This is a genomic window from Campylobacter sp. CN_NE2, from assembly GCF_027797465.1.
Lineage (GTDB): Bacteria > Campylobacterota > Campylobacteria > Campylobacterales > Campylobacteraceae > Campylobacter_B.
In genome coordinates this window covers 1,453,639-1,477,979 of sequence record NZ_CP115608.1, presented here as the reverse complement: position 1 = coordinate 1,477,979, position 24,341 = coordinate 1,453,639, and the positions used below count along the sequence as shown (strand labels likewise).

Annotated in this window: 22 protein-coding genes; 1 reads left to right on the top strand and 21 read right to left on the bottom strand. The window is 33.6% G+C overall.

The annotated features are described in order from the left end of the window. Window positions 1-3: 3 nt before the first annotated feature. From PF028_RS07420 to modA, 21 genes are all read right to left on the bottom strand, one after another. On the bottom strand, window positions 4-2,883 hold the full coding sequence (locus PF028_RS07420; protein ID WP_270860566.1) for a RecB-like helicase: 2,880 nt from the start codon (window positions 2,881-2,883) through the stop codon (window positions 4-6). Then, entirely contained in the window at window positions 2,867-5,257 is a 2,391-nt protein-coding gene (locus PF028_RS07415) for a PD-(D/E)XK nuclease family protein (RefSeq protein WP_270870128.1), read from the bottom strand. The genes PF028_RS07420 and PF028_RS07415 overlap by 17 nt, the downstream gene beginning before the upstream one ends. After that, window positions 5,232-5,855, bottom strand: a complete 624-nt coding sequence (locus tag PF028_RS07410) for a hypothetical protein (RefSeq protein WP_270860564.1) — start codon at window positions 5,853-5,855, stop codon at window positions 5,232-5,234. Before PF028_RS07410 ends, PF028_RS07415 begins: the two co-directional genes overlap by 26 nt. Continuing rightward, a complete protein-coding gene (locus tag PF028_RS07405; RefSeq protein ID WP_270860563.1) occupies window positions 5,852-6,460 on the bottom strand; it encodes a TPM domain-containing protein in 609 nt (202 codons plus the stop codon). The genes PF028_RS07410 and PF028_RS07405 overlap by 4 nt, the downstream gene beginning before the upstream one ends. A gap of 109 nt (window positions 6,461-6,569) precedes the next feature. Further along, window positions 6,570-6,785 carry a DUF4006 family protein gene (locus PF028_RS07400; protein WP_270860562.1) on the bottom strand — a complete coding sequence of 72 codons (216 nt, stop codon included), beginning with the start codon at window positions 6,783-6,785 and terminating at the stop codon, window positions 6,570-6,572. Between the two features lie 10 nt (window positions 6,786-6,795). Beyond that, window positions 6,796-7,659 (bottom strand): cbb3-type cytochrome c oxidase N-terminal domain-containing protein, encoded by an 864-nt coding sequence (locus PF028_RS07395; protein WP_270860561.1) that lies wholly within the window; start codon window positions 7,657-7,659, stop codon window positions 6,796-6,798. A gap of 3 nt (window positions 7,660-7,662) precedes the next feature. Further along, entirely contained in the window at window positions 7,663-7,890 is a 228-nt protein-coding gene (locus PF028_RS07390; protein WP_373566989.1) for a cytochrome c oxidase, cbb3-type, CcoQ subunit, read from the bottom strand. Between the two features lie 10 nt (window positions 7,891-7,900). Beyond that, on the bottom strand, window positions 7,901-8,593 hold the full coding sequence (gene ccoO, locus PF028_RS07385) for a cytochrome-c oxidase, cbb3-type subunit II (protein WP_270860560.1): 693 nt from the start codon (window positions 8,591-8,593) through the stop codon (window positions 7,901-7,903). Window positions 8,594-8,607: 14 nt separating this feature from the next. After that, window positions 8,608-10,074, bottom strand: coding sequence for a cytochrome-c oxidase, cbb3-type subunit I (ccoN, locus tag PF028_RS07380; protein ID WP_270860559.1), 1,467 nt, complete (start codon window positions 10,072-10,074; stop codon window positions 8,608-8,610). A 132-nt stretch (window positions 10,075-10,206) separates the two neighbouring features. Further along, on the bottom strand, window positions 10,207-10,887 hold the full coding sequence (locus tag PF028_RS07375) for a response regulator transcription factor (protein WP_270860558.1): 681 nt from the start codon (window positions 10,885-10,887) through the stop codon (window positions 10,207-10,209). Beyond that, window positions 10,884-12,113 carry a PAS domain-containing sensor histidine kinase gene (locus tag PF028_RS07370; protein ID WP_270860557.1) on the bottom strand — a complete coding sequence of 410 codons (1,230 nt, stop codon included), beginning with the start codon at window positions 12,111-12,113 and terminating at the stop codon, window positions 10,884-10,886. Before PF028_RS07370 ends, PF028_RS07375 begins: the two co-directional genes overlap by 4 nt. Continuing rightward, window positions 12,110-12,772, bottom strand: coding sequence for a sulfite exporter TauE/SafE family protein (locus PF028_RS07365; RefSeq protein WP_270860556.1), 663 nt, complete (start codon window positions 12,770-12,772; stop codon window positions 12,110-12,112). The genes PF028_RS07370 and PF028_RS07365 overlap by 4 nt, the downstream gene beginning before the upstream one ends. Continuing rightward, the gene (carA, locus tag PF028_RS07360) at window positions 12,772-13,890 is read right to left on the bottom strand and encodes a glutamine-hydrolyzing carbamoyl-phosphate synthase small subunit (RefSeq protein WP_270860555.1); all 1,119 of its coding nucleotides are present in this window, start codon (window positions 13,888-13,890) and stop codon (window positions 12,772-12,774) included. Before carA ends, PF028_RS07365 begins: the two co-directional genes overlap by 1 nt. Next, window positions 13,890-14,441 carry a DUF507 family protein gene (locus PF028_RS07355; RefSeq protein WP_270860554.1) on the bottom strand — a complete coding sequence of 184 codons (552 nt, stop codon included), beginning with the start codon at window positions 14,439-14,441 and terminating at the stop codon, window positions 13,890-13,892. Before PF028_RS07355 ends, carA begins: the two co-directional genes overlap by 1 nt. An 18-nt stretch (window positions 14,442-14,459) precedes the next feature. Beyond that, the gene (locus PF028_RS07350) at window positions 14,460-15,710 is read right to left on the bottom strand and encodes an adenylosuccinate synthase (protein WP_270860553.1); all 1,251 of its coding nucleotides are present in this window, start codon (window positions 15,708-15,710) and stop codon (window positions 14,460-14,462) included. Between the two features lie 3 nt (window positions 15,711-15,713). Then, complete coding sequence (locus PF028_RS07345) at window positions 15,714-16,568, bottom strand: ATP phosphoribosyltransferase regulatory subunit (RefSeq protein ID WP_270860552.1); 855 nt, start codon at window positions 16,566-16,568, stop codon at window positions 15,714-15,716. Then, window positions 16,565-20,626, bottom strand: a complete 4,062-nt coding sequence (locus tag PF028_RS07340; protein ID WP_270860551.1) for a diguanylate cyclase domain-containing protein — start codon at window positions 20,624-20,626, stop codon at window positions 16,565-16,567. Before PF028_RS07340 ends, PF028_RS07345 begins: the two co-directional genes overlap by 4 nt. 53 nt (window positions 20,627-20,679) lie before the next feature. Then, window positions 20,680-21,372 (bottom strand): molybdate ABC transporter permease subunit, encoded by a 693-nt coding sequence (gene modB, locus PF028_RS07335; protein WP_270860550.1) that lies wholly within the window; start codon window positions 21,370-21,372, stop codon window positions 20,680-20,682. Next, entirely contained in the window at window positions 21,369-22,223 is an 855-nt protein-coding gene (locus PF028_RS07330; protein WP_270860549.1) for an ATP-binding cassette domain-containing protein, read from the bottom strand. The genes modB and PF028_RS07330 overlap by 4 nt, the downstream gene beginning before the upstream one ends. Further along, window positions 22,220-22,615 carry a TOBE domain-containing protein gene (locus PF028_RS07325; protein WP_270860548.1) on the bottom strand — a complete coding sequence of 132 codons (396 nt, stop codon included), beginning with the start codon at window positions 22,613-22,615 and terminating at the stop codon, window positions 22,220-22,222. The genes PF028_RS07330 and PF028_RS07325 overlap by 4 nt, the downstream gene beginning before the upstream one ends. Continuing rightward, window positions 22,615-23,367, bottom strand: coding sequence for a molybdate ABC transporter substrate-binding protein (gene modA, locus PF028_RS07320; RefSeq protein WP_270860547.1), 753 nt, complete (start codon window positions 23,365-23,367; stop codon window positions 22,615-22,617). Before modA ends, PF028_RS07325 begins: the two co-directional genes overlap by 1 nt. 269 nt (window positions 23,368-23,636) lie before the next feature. Between modA and PF028_RS07315 the strand changes: the two genes are divergently transcribed. After that, window positions 23,637-24,338 (top strand): MlaA family lipoprotein, encoded by a 702-nt coding sequence (locus PF028_RS07315; protein WP_270860546.1) that lies wholly within the window; start codon window positions 23,637-23,639, stop codon window positions 24,336-24,338. Window positions 24,339-24,341: the final 3 nt, after the last annotated feature.

Genomic DNA, 24,341 nt, shown 5'->3' with positions numbered 1-24,341 from the left:
TACTTAAATTTCATAAAATTCAGTTTTGTTATGGTTTAAAATAACTATAAATCCACGAAATTGCAAATTTGGATAAATTTGGTTTAATGAGCTTTTATAAAATTCGACCTGCCCACGGTTTTTTTCAAAAAATTCATCATTTTTGCTACTTTTATAATCAACTATAATGCCTTCATTTTCTTTAACTAAAAGCAAATCTATCTGCCTAAATTCGCCGTCTTGCGTTTTAAAAGGAACTTCTTTATAAATTTTTGCACCACTTAAAAGTTCGCTAAATTTATGCGAATTTATCAAATTTAAAATTCTTTTTTCGATATTCTCAAAGCTCTCAATACCCAAAAACTGCCCGAATTTATTTTTACTTGCCATAAGCGCGATTTTAAGCGAATTTTCATCAAATTTTTCGCACATTTCAAGAGTGTAGTGAAGCGTGGTTCCAAAAATTTGCGATTTGTAGTTTGTGATACTCTCTCCGTTTTCATCTATATCGCTTTCATTATCGCTAACTAGCTGTTTTGGGATACTTTCATCAAAAACTATCTTTTGTGGCGCAGATTTTGTGATAGCTTTTGGCGCACTTGGTATAACAAAACCATACTCAAAATCGCCCAAATCCAAGTAATCATCATGCAAAACTTTATTATTGCCACTGCCCGTTTCATAAGGGACAAAATAGCTAGGACTTTTGCCGTTTGGCTTAGCTTTTTTGATGATGATTAGCGATTTTTTAGCCCTTGTAAAGGCGACATAAATATCGTTTATTTTCTCATCCTTTTCTATTTTTTCAAGTTTTTCTTTAAGATTGCTATACCGGCTATCCACATTTTCACGCCCCGAAACTTTGTATTTTATCTGCCATTTTTTCGCATTTGTGTCATAATTTATCAAAAAATTATCTGCATTGTGTTTTTTGCCGCCAACTAAATCACAGACGATTAAATGATCAAATTCCAGCCCTTTTGATTTATGAATACTCATTAAATTTACGCCACTACTACTTTGTGAAAAGGCGTTGGTATCGTCGTTTGCGTAAATATACTCAATGAAATTTTTATATTTGCTTAGCACTTCAAAAAAGAGCAAAATATTTTCATTATTCAGCTCGATTTTTAAAATTTTTGCTATTTTTTTGGCTAAAATTTGCGGATTTTGTCTAAAATCCAAGTTCTCACGCTCAGGAGTAAAACCCAAAAGAGAATTTAAATTTCGCTCGTAAATTTTAGCTCCACTTAGGCAAAATTTAGCGTATTCTACGATACTAGCGATCTCTTTTACAGAACGCAATTTTTTTGTGCTATTTATCGTTACTCCGATACCCTTGCTCTCCAACATCTCTTTTAGGCTTTCGCAATCTTCATTTTTCCAGCAAAGCACCGTTATGTCACCATCATCGACCCCATTTTGGCGTAAAAAAGCGATCTGGTTTAAAACTTCATCAAAAATTTCATCGCTACTAAGCGATTTTACATAGCCGTAATCGTCATTTTCGATCTCAAAAAGGCTGAAATTTGGATTGTTTTTTATATATTCTTGCGATTTTACAAGGTCGCTTCCGTTAAGAGCATTGTTGCATTTTTGCTCTACAAATTTGCCGTCAAATTTATCTTTAAAAACAAAATTTACAAATTTAACCAAAAGCTTTAAACTACGATAATTTGTATCCAAATTTGTTGTTCGAATTTGTAAAAATTCATCTCTAAGTGCATCAAATAGTTCTTTTTTTGCACCACGAAAGCCATAAATGCTCTGCTTTTTATCTCCCACATAAAAAAAGCTTCCAATGCCGTTTTGCCCTGCTCCTGCAACTATTTCGCTAATTAGCGGGTGCATGATTTTATACTGCGAAACGCTAGTGTCTTGAAATTCATCGATTAGCAAATGCGTGATTTTGCTATCTAGCCTAAAATATAGCAAATTTGTATCGATTTTGCCACCACAAAGCAAATCATAAACAAGCGATGAAACATCGCTGTATGTGAGCCTAGCACTCATTTTGTTAAATTTTGTTTTTGCATTTTTATAGGTTTTGATGAATTTGGCTAGTTCGCTAAGATTGTAAATTTCAAGCTCGTCTAAATATTTTTTAATCTCATCTTTTAAAGCGATGAATTTCTCGTCAAGTTCAGGCGTGTAGGCTTTTTTAAAAAAACTATGCTCTGCTAATGTCTCGCGATTTAGCACCGAAATTTTCATAATCTCTGAAATTTTCCTATCTTTGTCAAAAATACCAATAGCTTTTTGCGAAAATTCACCTTTTTTTAAAAACTCCAAAATCTCATCAAGGAGCAAATTTATGCTATTTAAATTTGGAAATTTTGGGTTTGTGAAATTTGGAATTTCGACCTGATTTTCTTGTAAATAGTCCAAATTTGCCAAAATTTTATCTTTTTTAGCGTCCAAATTCGCAATCAAATTTATCAAATTTACAAAATCCTGCGGATTTTTTATAATCTCATCGATAAATATTTTTTGCTGGTGTTTTAAAATGGTATCATCAATGCCAAAATGCGGATCTACGCCACAATTTAGGGCAAAAAGTTTTATGATTTTATTGAAAAATGAATCAAAGGTCGAGATATTTAAATTAGCTTTTAAAAACTCATCTTTTCGTTTATCTCTGAGCGAAATTATCTCATTTTCGTTTAAATTTAAATCTTTTTTGATGAGTTCAAGCTCGTTTTTTTGATTTTCAAGATTTAAAAAATTACGAATTATCCGCTCTTTCATCTCATTTGCCGCTTTTTTAGTAAAGGTTAGCGCCATAATCTGGCTAATCTCAGCCCCGCTTAAAATAAGCTCGATAAATCGCACGGCTAGATTAAATGTTTTTCCTGTTCCGGCACTGGCTTCTAACGCCCAAAATAGCTTACTTTGCGGCAACATTTACCCTACCTTTACAAATGATTTCATAAGGACAATAATCGCATTTTGGCTTTGTTTGTTTGTAGCTTAGGCGTTCAAAATTTACTTCATTTTTAAATTCATCTTTTAGTTCATTTATGAGAATTTTTAAATTTTCTACTCCAAAATCTTTGCTGGCTTCGCAAACTTCGCCACTTCCAAAAAAGATAAATTTGCTTTTGCAAGGCCTATCCAACAAGGCTTCATAAAATGCAAGCTGATAAGAATTATCTTTTTTGCTACCACTTTTATAATCAATCACAAAAATCTCGCCCACCCCGTTTTCATCGATTCTATCGATTTTGCCTTTGATTTTAATGCCGTTAAATTCGCGCTCGTTAAGCTCAAATTCGCATTTTTTGCACGAAAAATCCCGTTCGTGTTCAAATAAAAAATTATCGGCGGTTTTTTTGATATTTAACAAATTTAAAGCTATATCAAATTCATTTAAATGTCTGTTTTTTGCCTTTTTTTCATATATAATTTTAAATTTATCAAAGTCAAATTTGGCATTTTCTTTGTAAAATTCTTCAAAACTTTCATGCAAAACATTTCCTTTTGCAAAGTTGTCAGTTTCGTTAAATAGGAGATTTTCATCGATTTTTTCTATGTATTTGTAGTAATATTTTCGCTTGCACTCTAAATAGCAATTTAGCCTTGAAAATGATAATTCTTCTTTAAAAAAATCTTCTTTTTTGATAATTGGCTCATCGTTTTTCATTACTATTTTTTGGGCATTTCCGAAAGTTTGCAGATAGTCATCTTCACTAAACTCATTATCTTCTTTATATGAAAAATTATTTAAAAAACGAGATTTTAGTTTTTCTTCTGATTTTTCGTAGCTTATGGCAACAAATTTTGCCGAATTTATCAAGCTTTCGTAGTAAAATCTCTGCAAATTTTCTCTATCGGCATGGCTAATTAGTCCTGCTTCTTTTCGCACAGCAGAGCTTAAAAACATCTCGCCGCTACTACGATTTGGCACTAAATCATCGTTAAAATCGATAATAATAACGCCGTCAAATTTCATACCCCTACTTTCTAAAACGCCTAAAACACTCACAGCGCCACCGCCGATATGTGGGATTTTGACATCACTAAGCAGTATTAAAAAAAGCTCGATTGTCTCTTTTAAACAAAGAGTGTTTTTTTGTAAAAAAATTTCTATCATGAAAAGTGGTTTTGCTATAAACTCGTTCAAATTTTCATTTTTCAAACTCAAAATTTCATTTATAATATCGCTAAATTCGCTAAATTCGACCACCTGTTCGAAATTTATTTTTATCCTTTCATACAAGCTTTCTTTCAAGCCGATTTGTAAAAAAAATAGCGAATATTCATTGGAAATTTCATTTTTTACTGCGTTAAAATCTACAAAAGCATTTTCTTTAATGCTCTCATTTATCTTTGATAAAACGCGGTAAAATAGCGTCCTAGCAATCTTTTTGCCCATTGCAAAATTTAGCATATTGTATTTATCATGCAATCTTAAAATATCGGCAAATTCTTCATCAGGCAAGATTACAGCGATATTTTCTGGCTTTATGCCTTTTTTTATAAATGTTGAAATTTTTTCAAAAACAAAGGCACACTGCAAACTTCTAAGCGAAAAATGTTTTACCAAAATTTCGACACATTTTGGTAAATTTTCACTTTTTTCGATGAATTTTTGACTTAAATTTAGCGTGTATTCTTTGTTAAGTTTAAATTCTTGCGGCAAAATTCCACTTAAATTTGCAATTTTTTCAACGACTTTTTTATTAAAATTTGTATTTTTGAAAATAAGTTTTAAATTTGTCAAATTTGCGCATTTTGCGATGATTTCAAACTCAAACTCGCTCAAAAATCCGTCAATGTAAATTTGGATACTTTCAAATTCTTTGATAAAGCTTTCATTTATCTCATACAAATCACAAACGCTAATGTCATCATAAACGCCGTTTTGCTTTAAAATTTCAAGATAGCATTTCAAAAGCTCATCTAAAATTTGCAAATGCTCATTGTAGCTGTCGTAAGTATCGGCTAAAACTATATCTTTGATACCTTTCTTGGCAGTTTTTAGCTCTTTGAAAAATTTAAATAAATACTCGCTATTTTTCATAAATTCAAAAAATTCGCTTGGAAAATTCAAGGCTTGTGTGATCTTTTTTGTCTTTTCACACGCTTGTTGCATATATAAAATTTGCGAAATTTCACCGCATTTGCTAAGATTTTTTACGATTATCGCTTTTTGCAAAAACTCGCCAAGACTAAGCGTTTTTGGCAGTATAAAATCGCTACTATCTTTTTTAAATTCTCTGATTTTTCTGTTTGTAGAAAAGACGATTAGGTTATTTTTTAATGCTGATAAACTCAAACTTGTAAAACCCCGCATTCTCGCCGTCATCAAGTCTAACTATGACTTGCCAACGACCTTTTTGTGGGACTTCAAACTCATCGACGCTTATAAATCCGTTTTCAAATTTAGCAGGTAAATCTTGATTAAATTCATTAGTCTCAGGTCGCGTAAGGCGAATTTGTGCGTCCATTTTATCAGCATTTGGCTTAAAAGCTATTTTAAATTTAATTTTATTACCATTAATAAGTTCATAATTAGGCGCTAAAACAGCGATATTTTCTTGATTTATGCCATCTTCTCTTAAAGATTTTAAAAAAGATTTTTCAAAATTTAGCACATTTATATCTGTGTTATCTTTTGGCTTTATGATTTCGCTCTCTCCTTCGTTTGCTACGAATTCGGCAATATAAACTTGATACTTTTCATCAAATTTTGCTTGTGAAATTTGAATTTCATTATATCCGTGATCGACTTCTTGATATTTTCCCATAAAGCCATCTTCATGCACAGGATTATCAAGCGCAATAACCACTGTGTGAATAATAGCTGCGATGATTGCGACAAAAGAGAGCATTATCGCATAAGGCCATGGATTAAATTTTTTATTTTCGCTCATTGTTTTTTCTTTTTCCTGCTATAAAAATACATAAAAATCGCAAACGCAAGGGTTCCGTAAAAAATATATCTAAGCGTGTTTATGAAAATTCTATTTGTATCACCGATAGAAGTTTCAAGCTCTATGCCTTGCGATTTTGCAACCTGATCGGCAATATCGGCATATCCGTTTAAAATAGCAGCATTTATAATGCCTGTCATATTTGCATCTCTTTTGTGATTTACCAAAATCGGAATAATCGAGCCACGATTTGGCATCGGGCTTAGAATTTGCTCTTTATCAAAAAGATTTTGCGTGTCTTGCGAATTATAAATTTGAATTTTATGTTCGTCATTTGTAAAAATCAAAAATATATACGGATTTTTTAAATTTGCCGTAAATTCACTACCTTTTTCGTTTAAACTTTTGTTCTGTAAATTTTTAAGCACAGCAACGGATAAATTTACGCCTGTTTTTTGATAAAGTTCGCTTCCTATACTTTCAAGCTGCGAAATAAGCTCAGGTTGCAAAATATCATCATTTTGCACAACAAAATTTGCCTGCAAATTTACACAAAAAAAGAAAAGGACGCACAAAGCGCCCTTTATAATCAAATTTAGTCTCATACTAACCTATATACAATATATTTGAAGTAAGAACAGCTCCTGCTGTTGCAACAGCAAGTGCAATTATTAGAAGAAGTATGACTTTTTCAAGTAATCCTGCTGACATATCCTACTCCTTTACCATTGTATTTTTTTGAACTTCAATGCTACTTCTCATTTCAACACTTGCAGGGTTATTTAGCTTGTATGGTTTTTGCATAACTGATTGTTGTGCGCCGATACCAAGCACTGTCAAAGTAGCCAAGATTGAAAGCAAAAGAACGGTAGCAATAAGCATTCCTGTAACGCCATTTAACGCAAAAACACTTCTACTTGTATTTTCCATAGTTTGCTCCTTATTCTGCCAAAGACGAAATAAATTCGCCGACTGCTTGTTTTTGAACTTCGCTAAGTCTTCCGTCCGTAAATGAAGGCATAACACCGATTGAACCAGCTTTACCTCTATTTAGAACTTCTTTTACGAATTCACTTGAACCATATTTTGTAAGATCCGGTGCTGAGCCGTCCATACCTTTGCCGTCTTCGCCGTGGCAAGATGCACAAACACCAAAAGCTTCTCTTCCTTGTGATACTAAATTTTCATTTTTAGTAGATTTGATAGCAGAAACTTCTTTTGCGACATAGGCAGCGATTGCTTTTGCAGTATTATTATCGATACCTAAATCAGCAGCTTTGCTCATCATACCCAAAGGATATTCCATACCTTCTGAGCCGTTGATGATAGTATCTTCAAGACCTGCTTCGCTGCCCCATTTTGTTAAATTTTGTGCTACGCCGTTTATGCCGTCGCCGCTAACGCCGTGACATTGAGCACATTGAACCAAGAAAACACTCTCGCCCATATTTTTTAAAGTTGCTTTATCGGCGCCTGCAAAGTTTTGTTCAAATTTTGCATTATGAGCCTTAACTTCTTCATTATACTCGCCGATTTGTGAGTATGAATTTAGCGGGTAACCTAAAAAGAAATACCACAAAGCCCATACCATAACCGCGATAAAAGATATTGCCCAGCCTGTCGGCAAATTATTTTTAAGTTCGCCGATACCGTCCCACTCTTCGCCCGTGCTTTCAACACTGGCTTTGCTATCTTTCATTTTTTTATAATAACCACCTATAACAAAGGCGCTTATGAGCAAGATAGCCAAAGCTCCTAAAAGCGCTAGCGAATTTACGCTATCACTTAAATTAAACCATTTCATAATTTATTGCTCCTTTTTCTCGTTTTCATCGGCTCTTTTGGGTTCGATAATCTCGTCGCTTAGCTCATCATCGATTACTAAATTTCCATACTTTTCATAGTTTCTACGACCTGTTTTTTCAGATCTTTTTAAATGAAACCAATAAGCATAAAGCACAAAACTTAAAATCATAACCGCAAATGCGTATCCGTAAGCTTGCAAACTTCTTATAGTATCCATATCCAAATTCACCGAAAATCCTTTATTTTAGGCTATTCATATATGCGATCAAAGCAACGATTTGTCTAATCTCGCCTCTTGCGAACGCATCTTTGACATCTTGATCTTTCATTTGACTAACTATAACTGCTGCCTCTTTTTTGATTTGATCTTGTAGCATATCAAAATTTTCTTGTGCAGATTTAGATTCGTCTAGTATGACTTGTGGCATACCTGCTTGATCATAAGGAACATTGAACGCTTTTTTAACCGTTAGGGCTTCTGCAAACGCAGTTTCTAGGTCTGCATTTTTAACAAACATGTGCTTGTAAGCAGGCATAATCGAACCCGGAACTACTTCTGTTGGATTTTTCATGTGTTTTTCATGCCAATCGGCAGTTCTAGCATTTCCTACACGAGCAAGATCCGGACCTGTTCTTTTTGAACCCCAAAGGAAAGGTCTATCATAAGCAAATTCGCCTGTTTTTGAATAAGCACCGTATCTGTCTGTTTCAGCTTTGAACGGTCTGATAAGCTGTGAATGACAAGCATTACAGCTATCTTGAATATAAACATGACGACCTGCTAGTTCTAGAACGCTATAAGGTTTTTTACCTTCAATCGGTCTAGCACTTTCAGCAAAATTTGGTAAAACTGTTACCACGCCTGCATAAGCAATAACAACAAAAACGGCAACTGCAAAGAAGAATGGATTTTTTTCTAACCAACTAAACATTTTATCCTCCTTTATTATGCTGCCATCGGTGAAGCACTGCGAGGTTCTTCTGCGATACTTCTACCTGAACTAACTGATTTAAGAACATTATATACAAACATAACTAAACCTATGAAATATAACGCACCGCCGACTGCTCTAATCCAGTAATAAGGAACCAAAACAGTTACTGTATCGATAAATTGATATGCAAGGCTACCAAATTCATCTGTCGCTCTCCACATCATACCTTGTGTGATACCTGCAATCCACATTGAGCTGAAAAATAGAACGATACCTGTTGTTTGAATCCAAAATTGAGCTTCCATTAAAGATTTTGAATAAAGCTCTCTTTTGAAAATTCTAGGAACCATGTGATACATAGCTGCAATTGTCATAAATCCAACCCAACCAAGCGTTCCGTCATGAACATGTCCTGGGATCCAATCTGTAAAATGTGCTAACGCATTTACTGATTTGATTGAAAGGATTGGACCTTCTAGTGTTGAGAATAGATAGAAAGTTGAAGCTAAAACCATAAATTTGATTAGTGGATTTTCTCTAAGTTGATTCCATTCACCTTTCATTGTTAAAAGGATATTAATACCAGAACCCCATGATGGCAAAATCAAGACAACAGAGAAAACAGAACCCATAGTTTGAACCCAATCAGGAACAGTTGAGTAAATCAAGTGGTGTCCGCCAGCCCATAGATAAATAAACATTAAGCCCCAAAATGAGAACAATGATAATTTATATGAATAAACAGATTGTCCGCTCTCTTTTGGTAGGAAATAATAAATTTGAGCAATAATCGCAACAGTAAATACGAACGCAACAGCGTTGTGTCCAAACCACCATTGAACCATAGCATCATTGCTTCCTGCATACATAGAAACAGAGTGAATCCAGCTTCCCATACCTGTTAATAATCTTGTAGGAATTTCCATGTTGTTGAACAAATAAAGCATTGCAACGCCAAGGAAAGTAGCGATATAATACCAAATAGAGATATATAGAGTTTTTTCTCTTCTTATTCCGATTAAACCGAAAATCGAAATACCCCATAAAACCCAAACAACTACAACTAGTATGTCTATTGGCCATTCAAGTTCTGAATATTCTTTTGAAGTTGTAATACCTGCAAAAAGAGTAACAACAGCTAAAAGAATAATTAAAATATAAAGAACAAAGTGAAGCTTTCCGATAAACATCAAAAAACCAGACTCAGCCATTGAAACTTTCAAAACTCTTTGACCTACATAATACCATGTAGCCCAAATTCCTGAAAGCATAAAGCCATAAACAACGCCGTTTGTATGTAGCGGTCTAAGGCGACTAAAAGTTCCATACTCACCCAAAAGGTAGTTTAGATCAGGACATGCGAGTTGAAATGCAATTAGCGTTCCAATAAGCATACCGATAATACCAAATGCAAGAGTAGAAAACAAGAACAACTTAGCGACCGAATAGTCGTAACTTAATGCTTTTCCTGGTTGCATTAAAAATCCTCCTAGAAATTTAGTATTATTAAGATAACACTTTAATGTAATTATAATCTTTAATTGCTACAAGTAAGCTTAAAGTATTAAATTTATATTTATTTAAAATTTAATCTTTAAGCTTCGATAAATTCATAGTTTTGTATCGATCTTATATCCAAGACCTGGTATGTTTTTGATAAAATCAGCCCCTACTTTATCTCTAACTCGTTTAATAAAAGTTCGAATCGCCGCATCGCTTACACTCTCGCCTATCCAGACATTTTTTTTGATGTCAGAGTGCAAAACAAGCGTTCCAAGACGATTTATCAAAAGCGAAATAAATGCTAGCTCTTTTTTAGTTAGTGGGATTTCAACTCCGTTTTTAATAAGAACTTTTTTTGTAGAACTAAATGTGTAATTTTTGCCGATTTCTATCAAATTTGAAGAATCTATTTTAGCTTTCGCCAAAGTCTCAATCGCATAGATTAGCTCGTCCATGTCAATCGGTTTTAAAAGATATTTATTTATGCCGATTTCAATGGCTTGCATAAGTTTGTCTTTGTCATTAAACGCACTTAGCACGACAATCGGCGTCTCAGGCGAAATAGCTCTAATATCTTTTGACATCTCCAAACCATCGCGAATCGGCATTAAAATATCGGTTATGACGATATTTGGATTAAATTTTTTAAATTTTTTCAGACCCTCTTCGCCGTTTTGCGCCGTTATGACCTTTTTGAAAACTTTTTCCATAACGCCGGCTAACAAATCACGAATTTTCGCTTCATCTTCAACTAAAAGGACACTTAATTCCTTCAACGCTACACTCATACGCTCTCCTCTTCTTTTGCCAACGGCAGTATTATTTTAAAATTTACCCAATTTTTCAAATTTTCTGCGATTATCTCGCCTTTCATGTGCTCAACTATCATTTTTGACATATACAGCCCAAGTCCGGTACCGGAAGATTTATGCTTAGTCGTAAAATAAGGCTCAAAAATTCTTTCCATAATCTCGTCTTTTATGGCTCCTGCGTTGTCTTTTATATCGATAATCGCAAATTTATCGTTTGATTTGATTGAAATTTGAATTTTTTTACTTTTTATTTCACTATTTTTAAATGCGTCTTTTGCATTTATTAAAATATTCATAAAAACTTGTGTAAGTTCGCTTTGATGACCATATACAAAAACATTTTTTTGACTTTTCACATCGATTTTTATATCATTTCTATCAAGCGTTCCTTTTAACATAATCATAGCATCATCAACACAACTACTAACCAAAAAATTTTCAACCGGCTTGTTTGCGTTGAAGAAATTTCTAAAATCATCAATCGTATTGGACATGTTTTTGATGACCTGTTTTGCATGTTCGTAAGTATCTAAAAACCCATCTTTATCTTCCAAATTTTGCTTCATTTTAAAAAGATCAATACTAAGTTCGCTTAACGGCTGACGCCACTGATGAGCGATATTTGCCATCATTTCGCCCATAGAAGCAAGGCGAGACTGCCTAAACATAATACGACTACTTTGCTCATTTTTAGCAATCTCTTCTTCTACTCTTTTTTCCAAATTTGCATTTAATATGGTAAGTTCTTTGGTTTGTTCTTTTACTTTATTTTCTAGTGATTGATTTAACTCGTTTAACTCTACTCTAAGCTGTGTAAGGTGTTCGTTAAGCAAAATAACATTTGTTACATCGTGGCGAATAGCAACAAATTCTTCTATCTCGCCGTTATCATCTAAAATCGGAATAATCGTTGCATTTAGATAAAATGCTCTGCCGTCTTTTGATAAATTTTTAACTATACCTTTATAAACTTTTTTGGCTAAAATGGTCTCCCAAAGCTTTTTAAAAACTGATTTTTTGACATCGGGATGGCGGACAATGTTATGCGGAGAACCGATAAGTTCTTGTCTAGAATAACCGCTAATTTTGCAAAATTCATCATTTACAAAGGTTATAATACCGTTAATGTCGGTTTTTGAAACAATATTACTTGCGTCAATCGCATCTTGGTATTGCTTTAATTTTGCCTGAGTTTTTTTCATATTGTCGCCATAAACCCCGTAAATGCCTTATATATTCCATAAGCAATTATAAAAATTGCCGACAGCGTTAGCATAGCGTTTTTGAACTTTAAACCTAATAAATTTATCACAAAAGAAAAACTTAACAGCGTAGGAAGTGTGCAAATTCCAAAAACTGCCATTATGAGTGCGCCTTGTGCTATATCTGCCGACATAATCGCCATAGCAAGGGCTGTATAAACCACCCCGCACGGCAAAAGTCCGTTTAAAAAACCAAGCAGACAAAAGCTAAAATAACTACTGCTTTGCATAGCAAATTTGGCAGGTTTGGCTAAAAATTTAGACCAAATTTTATCGTTTTCTATAAATTTTAAAAGTTTGCCACGCATTAAAAGTGCGACTCCAAAAACAATAAACAAAATTCCGATAAAAAAGTGCAAATAGCCCATACTTTTTTGGCTAAATTTAAAAATCGAGCCAAAAAATCCGCCTAAAATTCCTAAACTAACATAAGCCAAAACTCTGCTTAAATGGTAACTTAAAGCGTAAATAAAGGCTTGGAATTTGGTTTTTTTTGTTAGTTTTGTGTTGTATGCGATGACAAAACCGCCGCACATTCCAAGGCAGTGTCCAAAGCTCATCAACACTGCCATAGGAATAATGCTAATTAAATTTGACATTATAAAATTTCTAAAAATTCTTTAAAAATATATTTGCTTTCGTTTGGTCCTGAACTGGCTTCGGGGTGGTGTTGGACTGAAAAAACAGGATAGTTTTTATATCTCACACCTTCAATCGTGCCGTCAAATAGATTTCTATGCGTTATCTCGGCGACTTCTGCGATACTTTCAGGGACATTGTAGTTATGGTTTTGTGCCGTGATTTCGATTGATTTGCTAAATTGATTTTGCACGGGGTGGTTTGCGCCGTGTTGTCCGAATTTTAGCTTGTAAGTTTCATAGCCCATTGCATTGCTTAAAAGCTGATGTCCTAGGCAAATTCCAAAAATAGGAATTTTTGCTTCTATCATTTTTTTGATTTCGGCGATTTCGGCTTTTAGCATTTTTGGCTCCCCGGGGCCATTAGAAAGAAAAATTCCGTGAATTTCGCCTTTTTTAAATTTATCAATTAGCGTATCTGCTTTGGTATCGTGCGGGAAAATTTGAGTTTGTATGCCAAGCGTTCCAAGCTCATTTAAGATATTTCGCTTTACGCCATAGTCCATAACGGCGACTTTTTTGCCACAAGATTCGATTTTTTTATACTCATTTTTAGCATAATCCCAAGAGCCGTTTTCGTGAGCGTAGCCCTTTTTGGTGCTAACAATGCTGACATAATTTACCTCTTCGATTCTAGCTGAATTTGCCAAAGCATTTTTTAGCATCTCTTTATCGCTGATTTCGGTTGAAACAAAAACACGCAAATTGCCTTGATCGCGAAGCATTTTGGTTAAATATCTAGTATCAATGTCATAAACTCCAAATTTGCCGTTTTTGATAAAATACTCTTCTAAATTTGCTTCGTTTCTAAAATTTGACGGGTTGTTATTAAAATTTCTGATAAAAATTCCACTTGCGTGAATTTTTGAGCTTTCGTTATCAAAACTATTTGTGCCGACAATGCCGATTTCGGGCATAGTAAAAACTATAAACTGCCCGGCATAACTTGGATCAGAGATTATTTCTTGATAGCCGGTAATTGAAGTGTTAAACACAAGTTCGCCAAATGCACTTCCGCCCTTACCAAAAGCCTTTGCTTCCAAATACACGCCGTTTTCAATATAAATATAAGCTTTCATTAAAACATACCTTTTTTGCGTAATTCTTCTTCATAGAGTTTTTCAAAAACCATATCGTATTCTTCGGTTCCGGGGATTAATTTTCGTTTATAACCTTCGATTTTTTCGATAACTATATCTTCGATTTTTTCGAAATTTTTAAGATAGTCTTCAATCGAAATATAAATCACATTTTTTACTTTGTTTTCCGAAACAGAGTAATCAATCAAGCTTTTTTTCCAAATAGTTTCTAAAATTTCATGCGATAAATTTGAGTATCTATCTTCGTAATTAAGACTGAAATTTGCTTCTTCGGCAAGTTTTTTCTTTATAAGCCAAAACATATTTTTCTTATCAACTTGCATACTATCCATTTCATCGATTCGCGCGTCGATGATTTCATTTGCCCTTTCTTCTATGGCTCTTTCCTTCATCAAATCACTTCGCAAAATTTCATCTGCTGTTTTTGAGACAGGCTCTAAACCGCTAGTAAGCGTAACAAACCCTGAATTCACTAAATCAATCGCAATCTTATGTGCGATATACGGGACATGTGATAATCTTATACGCATATTTCCGCCTTTCTGTTATTATAAAATAATCGTGTCGGTTCGCTCTGGGCTAGTTGAAATAAACCCAACTTTAACGCCTGTTAATTCTTCTATTTTTTTAATGTAAATTTGCGCATTTTTTGGCAAATCTTCAAATTTAGAGACGCCTTTTACGCTCTCCCAGCCGTCCATTTCTTCATAAATCGGCTCGACTTCGTCTAAATTTACAGGAAAATAATCAATTATCTTTTCGCCAAGTTTATAAGCTTTGCAAATTTTGATTTTTTCAAATCCGTCTAAAACATCAAGTTTCATCAGCGCAAATTTATCGATTCCGCTAAGCCTTGAAGCATATTTAACACCCACAGCGTCAAACCAACCGCATCTTCTTCGTCTGCCTGTTGTCGTGCCAAATTCTTTTCCTACTTCGCACATAATATCGCCTTGTGTGCCTTTATCTTCGGTAGGAAATGCGCCGTTTCCAACGCGTGTAGTGTAGGCTTTTACTATACCGATGACTTCGCCTATATCTTTTGGAGAAAGCCCCAAGCCACTACAAGCACCCGCTGCAACGGTGTTTGAGCTAGTTACATAAGGGTAAGTTCCATGATCAATATCAAGCAAACTTCCTTGTGCGCCCTCGACTAAAACCTTTTTGTTTTCACTCAAAGCTTTCCAAATCATATTTGTAGTATCTGCAATGTATGGCGCAAGAGTGTTTTTAAATCTTTTTAGCTCTTCGTAAATTTCAAGTTTTGACGGCAAATTTATGCCAAGCATATCAAAAATATATTTATTTGCCGCAAAATCCCTTGATAAGGCTTCGCTAAGTTTTTCAGGCTCTAAAAGTTCGCCCACTCTATGACCTGTTCGGTTGATTTTATCAGCATAGGCTGGACCTATGCCTTTGCCTGTCGTGCCAATAGCTTTATCGCCTTTTAATTTTTCTTTTGCTTGATCTATGAGCGAGTGAAAACTTAAATTTAAATGTGCTTTTTCGCTTATAAAAAATCTGCCTTGCAAATTCTCAAACTGCGCCATTTCGGTGATTAAAACATCAGGATTGACCACAACGCCGTTTCCTATGATATTGATTGTATTTTTATTTAAAATCCCACTTGGTACCAAATGAAGTGCATATTTTGTGCCATTTACCCAAATCGTGTGTCCTGCGTTGTGTCCGCCGCCACTTCTGCAAACAAAATCATAATCAGCACAAATCATATCGACGATTTTGCCTTTGCCTTCATCGCCCCATTGAACGCCTAAAATCAAATCAGCCTTACTCATTTTTTAATCCTTATATATAATTTTTTCTATCATTGCATCAACCATAACGGCAAAACCGCTCGAATTTGTGCCGTCAATCTTGTAGTTTCCGCCGCTACAAAGTATCGAATTTGCGTCTAAAAATCTAAAAAATAGCTCATCATAATATCTCATTTTTGAATAATACAAAAGCGAAATTCGAACATTTTCATACGAAATTCCCAAATTTTCAATATCATTTATAGCATCTTTTAATTCGCTAGGAACGCTGTTTTTAAGAGCTTTTAAATCCTGCAAAGTGGTAGCTTTGGTAATGTCATTTAGCCATTTTATATCTTTTTGAAGCAAAACTTCAATCGCACCTTTTTCAAAAACATCGATCGAAATGCCTAAAATTTGACAAATCAGCTTTGGAATTTCGATATTACTAAGCTGCAAAACAGGCTTTAAACCAAATTCGCTAAAAATTTCTAATGCTATTTTTATCGCAAGAGCCAAATTTCGCTCATCTATCATCTCAGCGCCGATTTGATAAAATTCCTTGCTTGGATATTTAAAAATCGGCTGCATATAAAACCAGCGTTTTAAATTTTCATTTTTTAGCCGTCTTCGCACGATACGCACGACATCTACGGTGCTATCGGCTCTTAAAGCAATTTCGTTATTTTGCGGGTCAGAAAATTTCAAAAGTCCGCTTTTAACGCCTAAATTTTGATGATACGAAAAACATGGCGTAAGAATTTCGTTAAAATCATTTTTAAGCAAAATCTCACTTGCAATATTTTCAATCTTTCGTTTTAAAGCGGCATTTTTTCCAAAATAAAGTCTTGATCCGTTTGGAATTTCGTGCTCAAAATCAGCACTAAGACTATCTATCATAAATCCTCCGTGTTTTTTATGAGTGCCGTAAGTTTTGGCGTAAATTCACGCACAAAATTTTGCAAATTTTCATAATCAAGCGTAAGAATATCCAAAATTTGCTTATGTATTTCTGTATTTAAATTAAAATTATCACTCTTAGCAGTTTGAATTTGCTCTAAAATTTCGCTAAATTTTGCTTTTGATGAGTTAAAATTTTCTTTATTGATTTTTTTTGTTTGAACCAAATTTATAAATTCTTCTGCCGTTTTTTTGTAATCTAAGAAAATCAAAAAATCGCTAAATTCGGTTTTTGAAATAGGCTTAGGCTGATTTGTTTTTTTGAATTTATTGGCAAACCCTGTAATTTCATCTTTTTTAAGTGCTTTTGAAATCACATTTCCTTGTAAATAATCAAAACCTAAATTTTTAAGCAATCTTAGCGAAAAATCATCTTCAATGCCTTGTGCGCCGACTTTTAAATCCAATTTTTCGGCATAAAGCAAAATGGCTTTTAGCATTTTGATATTATCATAACTTTTTTTGGCATTTAGACAAATGTCTCTTTGAACTTTTATCATATAAAACGGCAAATTTTTTGCCAACACAATATTTTGAGAATTCACGCTATTTATGGCAAATTTCACACTAAATTCGGCATATTTTTCAAAAATATTTTTAAATTTATCTACACTTTCTTCGTCAAAATCAGTAATTTCAAAAATAAATTTGCTAGGATTTACATTTGGATTTTGAGCCATTGTTTTTGCAAAATGCTCGTAAAATTCGCTATTTTGAAGCTGAGTAGAACTTATATTTATGCTACAAATGCAATCAAATTCGCTTTGAAATTCTGCTAGTTTGCTAAGCGAAAAGATACTTAAAACTCTCTCCAAATCGCTTTCGTTTAAATCTAACAAAAAATCTCCCGGCAATAAAATGCCCATATTTGGATGATTCCAACGAAGTAAAAGCTCATAACCGAAAATTTCGTTATTTTTGGCATCTATCATCGGTTGATAAAGCATAAAAAATTCGTTATTTCTTATCGATGCGACAAGCCTATCTACTTGCGAATTTGCACTCATATCTTCATATATGCTAAATCCGCCTTTATGAAGCGTTTTTGCATTATACATTGCTTTATCGGCTCTGCTTAGCAAATCTTTAAATTCGACTTCTTCATCGCCGTTATAAAATACCACGCCGATACTAGCACTTGCTCCGATTTTTTCATTTATTATATTGAATTTAGTATTTGAAGCTTCGAGCAATCTATTTAAAATCGGCGTAAGCGAACTTTTATCATCAATATTTGGGATAATAGCACAAAATTCGTCTCCGCCAAGCCTAGCTAAAAAGTCATTTTCTCTAAGTGCCTTTTTCATCACGGCTGAAATTTCACGCAGATAAATATCGCCAACATCGTGTCCGTAAGTATCGTTGATCGCCTTAAATCCGTCATAGTCGATAAATAAAACAGCCATAAATTTCCCGCTATCTTTTGCCTTTTGCATAAATTCGGGCGCAATTTGCATAAAATAAATTCGATTTGGCAAATTTGTTAAAGCGTCATAGTGTGCTATTAGTTGCAATTTTTCTTCTCTTTCTTTGATGCCATAAATTTCCATAAACATTATCATATAGTTTGTGATTTCGCCCTTATCGTCCCTAATGGCATTTATAGTAACAATAGCAGGGATAATCTCGCCTTTTTTGCTTAGACCCTCGATTTCATCTCTATAAACATCATCTTTTGTAAGCGAATTTCTTAAAGCCTGCACATACTCTTCTTTATTTTTTGCAAATAAAAATGACGGATAGCGACCCAAAACTTCTTCTTCATTATAGCCTGTAATATCGCTAAATGCTTTATTTGTTCGCATTACAAGACCGTCTTTGCCACATAGCATAATGCCTTCGTGAGAATTTGAAAAAACACTTGCATTTAGTTTTAGTTGAATTTCTGCCTCTTTTCGCTCGGTAATATTTTCAAAAATACCTGAAATTTTTGTTATCAAGCCATCTTTTTGATTAGTCGCTCTGCCCTGCACACTAAGCCAGATTATTTGATTCGATCTACCTTTTATGCGATATTCTGCAATAAATTTTTCACATTGTCCGTTTATATAATCATTTAGTGCATTATTAAAAATTTGCACATCATCATCTAAAATCATATTTTTAAAATCGCCAAAAGAAATGCTATATTGATGGTATTTATCTTCATAATTTAAAATTTTCAAAAAATTGCCGTCGAATTCAATCGTTTTGGATTTTAAATCCATTTCCCAAGTTACAAAAGTCCGTGTGTCAATGATATTTTTATAAAATTCGCTATCGTATCTTGATTTTTCTTCGGATTTTGTTAGTGTATCGATATTGTTGAAATAAAAAATAATCAGCTCTTTCCCTTTTGTGTGCAAAATTTTTGCAAAAACGCTATAAGTATAGTATTCGTTATCCAAGTGCCTTATGCGATAGGTCTGCTCGAAACTATCTCTTCTTGTCGTATCAAAAAGTGAGATATTATTTTTTATTTCATTTCGCACACGAAGAACATCTTTTAAATGAATAATACTAAAAAAATCAATCTCGCCGTTTATAAATTTAAAATAATCATAACCCCAAATAGCTTTTGCATTACTCGTTAAATTTAGCACTTTTGAAGCATTAAAATCATAAACCATCATAATTTGAGGCGAATTTTGCATAAATTCATACTGCTTGTTTGTTTGTTCTTGCAAATTTATGTATTTTGACATATCAAACATAATATATATGACAAAAACCGCTCCGTTTGAGTAAATATAGCTTCTTTGCACATACATACTTTTTTGACCATTAATCGTATTTTGCATACCTATCATATAATTTTCATTTGCATAATTTGCCTTAAATTCATTAATCTGCCTTTCAAGTAATGAATTTGCGCTGATTTCAAATACATTTTTTTCGCCTATGCCTTCGCCATAAATTTCTTTTGCAACATCACTATGATCAACAATCATACCGCTTATACCATCTACAATCAAAACACAAAGAGAACTTTGTTTAAAAATATCATAAAAATTTTTACTCAAATCACCAAGCTCGCTATCCTTGGCGCTGAATTTATCAGAAAATTTCAAAATATCATCGCTAAAATCTTTAAAAATTCCCTTTTGTATGATTTTAGTCGAGACTTCCGCGTTTTTATTTGATGACATTAAAATCTTTTTGACTTCATTTATAGGAGCGATGACTTTTGAATTTAAAAAGAAAATATTTGCTAACAAAAATAATCCCACAAGCCCAAATAAAGCCAAAATAACCAAAAACATAATAACTTCGCCGTTTAGCTCAGAAAACAAAGTTCTTTTAACAAGGACGAAATTTTGAGTATTTGCAATATTTTTGATATATAAAAAATCAAAACCGCCTAATTTCTCTTTTATAAGCACAAGTCTATCTGTTTTTTTAAAACTAAACGAATCGCCGTAAATATCGTAGATGTCGCCATTTACACCCGAAATAAAATGCCCGTTTGAATTTAGAATTCTAATTTGCGAATTTGGAAAAGCCAAATTTGAAACAAGGCTTTTTGTATCGACAAAACCGACCAAATACGCACCATTTTGAGCCTGTTTAATAATAAAATAACGATAAATTCCAGCATAAAATATAAAATCTGAAATATAAAAACCGCTTTTTTTAACGCTATCTTTAAATTTGTCAATATCAAATTCGCTTGGGAAAGCAATTTTGTTGTAATCACTAGCTAAAATCAAATCATTTTTCAGATAAAAAATAGCGTTAAATTCGCCTTTTTTATCCATTTTCGAATTCATTACTTCAAGCGGCTTTGAAGTCAAGGCAATGCTATTTTGTATATCATCAAGTTCGCTTAGCAAATCATCATTATGGTGTTTCATAAGATTTACGGCAATCTCACTTTGAGATTTTAAATCTTGTTCGATTCTACTTTTTTTGCTATAAATTCCCGAAGCCAAAACCGCAAAAACTACAAATACAACAAATAATCCGAGTAAATAAAATCTTTTTATAAAAGAAATTTTCTGTCTTCTCGCGTTAAACATGGCAAATTCCAAAAAATTTATTTTATCCAAAGATTGCTAAATTTAAAATGATTTTAAAGACTTGTGAATTTTGCTTTTTTTGAATTTAAAAAATAAACCGCAAACAAAACGCAAAAGCTAATTATAAGCATAATTCCTGCATAAATGTGTGCTAAGCGAAAATCTAACAACTCAACAGCTTCATAAATAGCGATACTTGCGACTTTTGTTTTATCACTAACACTTCCGCCTATCATCAAAACTACGCCAAATTCGCCCATTGTGTGAGCAAAACTTATCACAAGTGCCGTTAAAAGCGATGGTTTAATAGACGGTAAAGCAACCCTAAAAAGCGTTTGCAAACGACCTTTTCCGAGCGAATAACTAGCTTCGATCAAATTTTTATTTAGGCTTCGAAAGCCAGAAACCAAAGGCTGAAACATAAACGGAAGCGAATAAATGCAACTAGCAATTACCAAACCACTAAAATTAAAAACTAAGCGAATTCCAAAGTTTTCATCAAAAAATTTGCCAAAAAACGAGTAAGGCGATAAAAAAACCAAAAGATAAAAACCAAGCACCGACGGCGGCAAAACAAGCGGCAGCGAAATCACAGCTTCAAGTGCGTTTTTCCCCTTAAAATCGCGATATGCCATAAAATAAGCTAACGGCAAAACCAAGATAAATAAAATCAAAGTGGTGATAAAAGATAGTTTTAACGAAACCCAAAACGGCGTGTAATCGAGTTTTAAAAGCATCTCTATCATTTTTCTACCTTTTTTAAATTTAGCAAATACGCCTTTGTGCTTAGACTTACTTCATCTCCAACTTGCAAATTCTTAGCTTCAAATTCACTCAAAACCACTTCGCAAAGCTGATTTCCCACAGCCACAACTGCCACAAAAACGCTGTCTTTTTGCGAAATTTCAACGATTTTTCCTAAAAACGAAAACTTTTGCGAACCAAGCGTTTTTAAAAAAACTTCGCTTGGCGTTCCGCTTTTTATAACTCGTCCGTTTTCAATCTCAAAAACTATATCGCAAAGCTTGTAAATCTCGCTAATATCGTGGCTGACGATGATTATCGTGGGTTTATAAATTTGATGAATTTTTAGCAAATAATCTTGAATTTTGCTTCGCATTGTGTTATCAAGCGCACTTAACGGCTCATCTAAAAGCAGAATTTTTGGATCTTGCATCAATGCTCTTGCTAGTGCGACACGCTGTTTTTGACCACCTGAAAGCTCGGAAATTTGCGAATTTGCGCGATCTAAAATCTCTAATAAATTTAAAAGTTCGTTTGCTTTTTTGGAATCATTTTTTGCAAAAAGCAAATTTTTTATGACACTCATATTTTCAAAAAGCGCATAATCTTGAAATAAAAATCCGATTTGTCTTTTTTGCGGTGGCATAAAAAATTTATCGTCAAATAGCGTTATTTCGCCGTTTATTATCTCTCCGCTATCAGCCTTTTGAAAACCTGCGATTAGGCGTAAAAGTGTCGTTTTTCCGCTTCCGCTTTTGCCGTAAAAACAGGCAAAACTGCCTTTTGGAATTTGCAAATTTGCTTCGATTTTAAATTTATCGCCGAATTTTTTAATGCAATTTATACTAATCATAAAATCTCATCGATAAATAGCGAAGTTGCCTTTATATAGGCGTAAATTTGCAAATTTTGACTTAAATTTAACCTTTTTGCAGATGCAGTTGTGATTATGCTTTCAAAAATATCGTCTGAATTTAATGCTTTTAAATTTACTACGCTTAAAATCTCGCCGATAGTGATATTTTGGATAATACAACCAATTTCATTGCTTAAAGAACAATTTTGAAGTTTTTCCAAACTTAAAATCACTTCCGAGCTTTTAAATCCGAGCTTTACGCGCGAATTTATCGATAAATTTGCAGGAATTTCTAAACTAACCATAGTTAGTTTTCCAAATTTAGCACCGAATTTAAGGGCATTTATACCCTTAAATTCGTTAATTTCTTCTAATTTTGCTTCAATCATTAAAAATCATATCCATATTTGGCAAAAATTTCCTTACCCTTTTCGCCTAAGATAAAATCATAAAAAGCCTTTGCTTCGGCGTTGTTTTCGGCTTTTTTAAGGATTACGATGCCTTGTGCGATAGGGTCGTAAAGCAAGCTATCAACAAGCACAAAATTTACACCTTCTTTATACTCTGCCATTTTTGGCGAATACATAGAACTAGCCGCCACAAAACCCACATCTGCTGCGCTCATAGCTTGTGAAAGTGCATCGCCGATTGATTTTGCTTCTACGATTTTGGCTTTGATTGTATCATAAATTCCTGCTTTTTCAAAGGCTGCCACACTTGCAGCGCCATAAGGAGCGGTTTTTGGATTTGCGATTGAGATTGATTTTACCTTTTCATCTTTTAAAATTTCCAAACCTTGCGTTAAATTTAGATCCCTAACGCTAAACATAGCAACTTTGCCTTTTGCGTAGGTTACGGCTTCATTTATGGCAAATCCGTCTTTGAAAAGATTGTTCGCAAAGTCCATATCTGCTGCCATAAAAATGTCAAACGGAGCTCCGTTTTTAATCTGTGTGCTTAAAGCACCGCTTGCGCCCAAGCTTACATTTAGCGTGATTTCAGGGTGAGCTTTTGCAAATTCAGCCTTAATCTCATCAAATGCGTAAGTGGTATTTGCAGCAGCTGCGATACTTACTTCGCCCCCATTTGCAAAAACAGCAACTAAAAGTCCTAAAAATAGTGATTTTGCAGAAAATTTCATTTCCTTTCTCCTTTAAAAAATTTTAAAAGTGATTTTATATTATGTATGCTTTTATATAACTTAATTTTATTAAAATTATTATATAAAAGGATTTTAATTAATATTATATAATTTTATATATAATAAGGGAAATTTGAAATATACTTTTATAAATCAAAAATTAACATTTATTTTCTAAAAAAATGCTACAATGTCGCTTTGATATTGACAAAAAAGCTTTAAATTTATAGAATTTGAAGTTTTTTTAAATTTAAAAATAAGGATAAAAGTTGAAATTTGCATTTGCCTTTTTACTTTGTTTTAGCGTTTTGGTCGCTAACCCAAACGAAGCCGAATTTGACGAATTTGAAAGCGAATTTGGCACCACGCAGGTTTTTGATCCGCTCTCAGGTTATAATCGCGTTATGACAAATGTAAATGACGCATTTTACGGCTATTTAGTAAGACCTTTGGCGATAGGATATGATTTTGTCATGCCAGATCCCATTCAAGGCGCATTTAGCGATTTTTTTGACAATCTTATGTATCCGATGAGATTAGTAAATAACCTTTTACAGGGCAAATTCGCAAATTCATGGGACGAGACAAAACGATTTTTGATAAATACAACCATAGGTTTTGCTGGACTTAGTGATGCTGCTACAAAGCATTTTAATATCCCAAAACACAATGAAGACTTCGGTCAAACACTTGGTTTTTGGGGCGTTCCTGCTGGTCCTCATATAGTTTGGCCCATACTTGGTCCAAGTAACCTAAGAGACACATTTGGTCTAGTTGGGGATTATTTTACAAATCCTGTTAATTATATCCACGACGATGGCACGGCTCTTGGGCTAAATGTATTTAATAAATTTAACGAATTTTCACTAGATCCTGATCAATACGAAAATATCAAAAAAGGCGTTGTTGATCTTTATCCGTTTTTGCGAGATTCTTACGAGCAAAGACGAAATTACCTAATAAAGGAGTAAAAA

Coding starts and splice junctions, on each gene's coding strand:
- PF028_RS07345 (WP_270860552.1), bottom strand. CDS start 16,568: ATGATAGATAGTCTTAGTGCTGATTTTGAGCACGAAATTCCAAACGGA.
- ccoN (WP_270860559.1), bottom strand. CDS start 10,074: ATGCAACCAGGAAAAGCATTAAGTTACGACTATTCGGTCGCTAAGTTG.
- PF028_RS07340 (WP_270860551.1), bottom strand. CDS start 20,626: ATGTTTAACGCGAGAAGACAGAAAATTTCTTTTATAAAAAGATTTTAT.
- modA (WP_270860547.1), bottom strand. CDS start 23,367: ATGAAATTTTCTGCAAAATCACTATTTTTAGGACTTTTAGTTGCTGTT.
- PF028_RS07325 (WP_270860548.1), bottom strand. CDS start 22,615: ATGATTGAAGCAAAATTAGAAGAAATTAACGAATTTAAGGGTATAAAT.
- modB (WP_270860550.1), bottom strand. CDS start 21,372: ATGATAGAGATGCTTTTAAAACTCGATTACACGCCGTTTTGGGTTTCG.
- PF028_RS07330 (WP_270860549.1), bottom strand. CDS start 22,223: ATGATTAGTATAAATTGCATTAAAAAATTCGGCGATAAATTTAAAATC.
- PF028_RS07350 (WP_270860553.1), bottom strand. CDS start 15,710: ATGAGTAAGGCTGATTTGATTTTAGGCGTTCAATGGGGCGATGAAGGC.
- ccoO (WP_270860560.1), bottom strand. CDS start 8,593: ATGTTTAGTTGGTTAGAAAAAAATCCATTCTTCTTTGCAGTTGCCGTT.
- PF028_RS07400 (WP_270860562.1), bottom strand. CDS start 6,785: ATGGAAAATACAAGTAGAAGTGTTTTTGCGTTAAATGGCGTTACAGGA.
- PF028_RS07365 (WP_270860556.1), bottom strand. CDS start 12,772: ATGTCAAATTTAATTAGCATTATTCCTATGGCAGTGTTGATGAGCTTT.
- PF028_RS07410 (WP_270860564.1), bottom strand. CDS start 5,855: ATGAGCGAAAATAAAAAATTTAATCCATGGCCTTATGCGATAATGCTC.
- PF028_RS07375 (WP_270860558.1), bottom strand. CDS start 10,887: ATGAGTGTAGCGTTGAAGGAATTAAGTGTCCTTTTAGTTGAAGATGAA.
- PF028_RS07370 (WP_270860557.1), bottom strand. CDS start 12,113: ATGAAAAAAACTCAGGCAAAATTAAAGCAATACCAAGATGCGATTGAC.
- PF028_RS07395 (WP_270860561.1), bottom strand. CDS start 7,659: ATGAAATGGTTTAATTTAAGTGATAGCGTAAATTCGCTAGCGCTTTTA.
- PF028_RS07405 (WP_270860563.1), bottom strand. CDS start 6,460: ATGAGACTAAATTTGATTATAAAGGGCGCTTTGTGCGTCCTTTTCTTT.
- PF028_RS07420 (WP_270860566.1), bottom strand. CDS start 2,883: ATGTTGCCGCAAAGTAAGCTATTTTGGGCGTTAGAAGCCAGTGCCGGA.
- PF028_RS07355 (WP_270860554.1), bottom strand. CDS start 14,441: ATGCGTATAAGATTATCACATGTCCCGTATATCGCACATAAGATTGCG.
- carA (WP_270860555.1), bottom strand. CDS start 13,890: ATGAAAGCTTATATTTATATTGAAAACGGCGTGTATTTGGAAGCAAAG.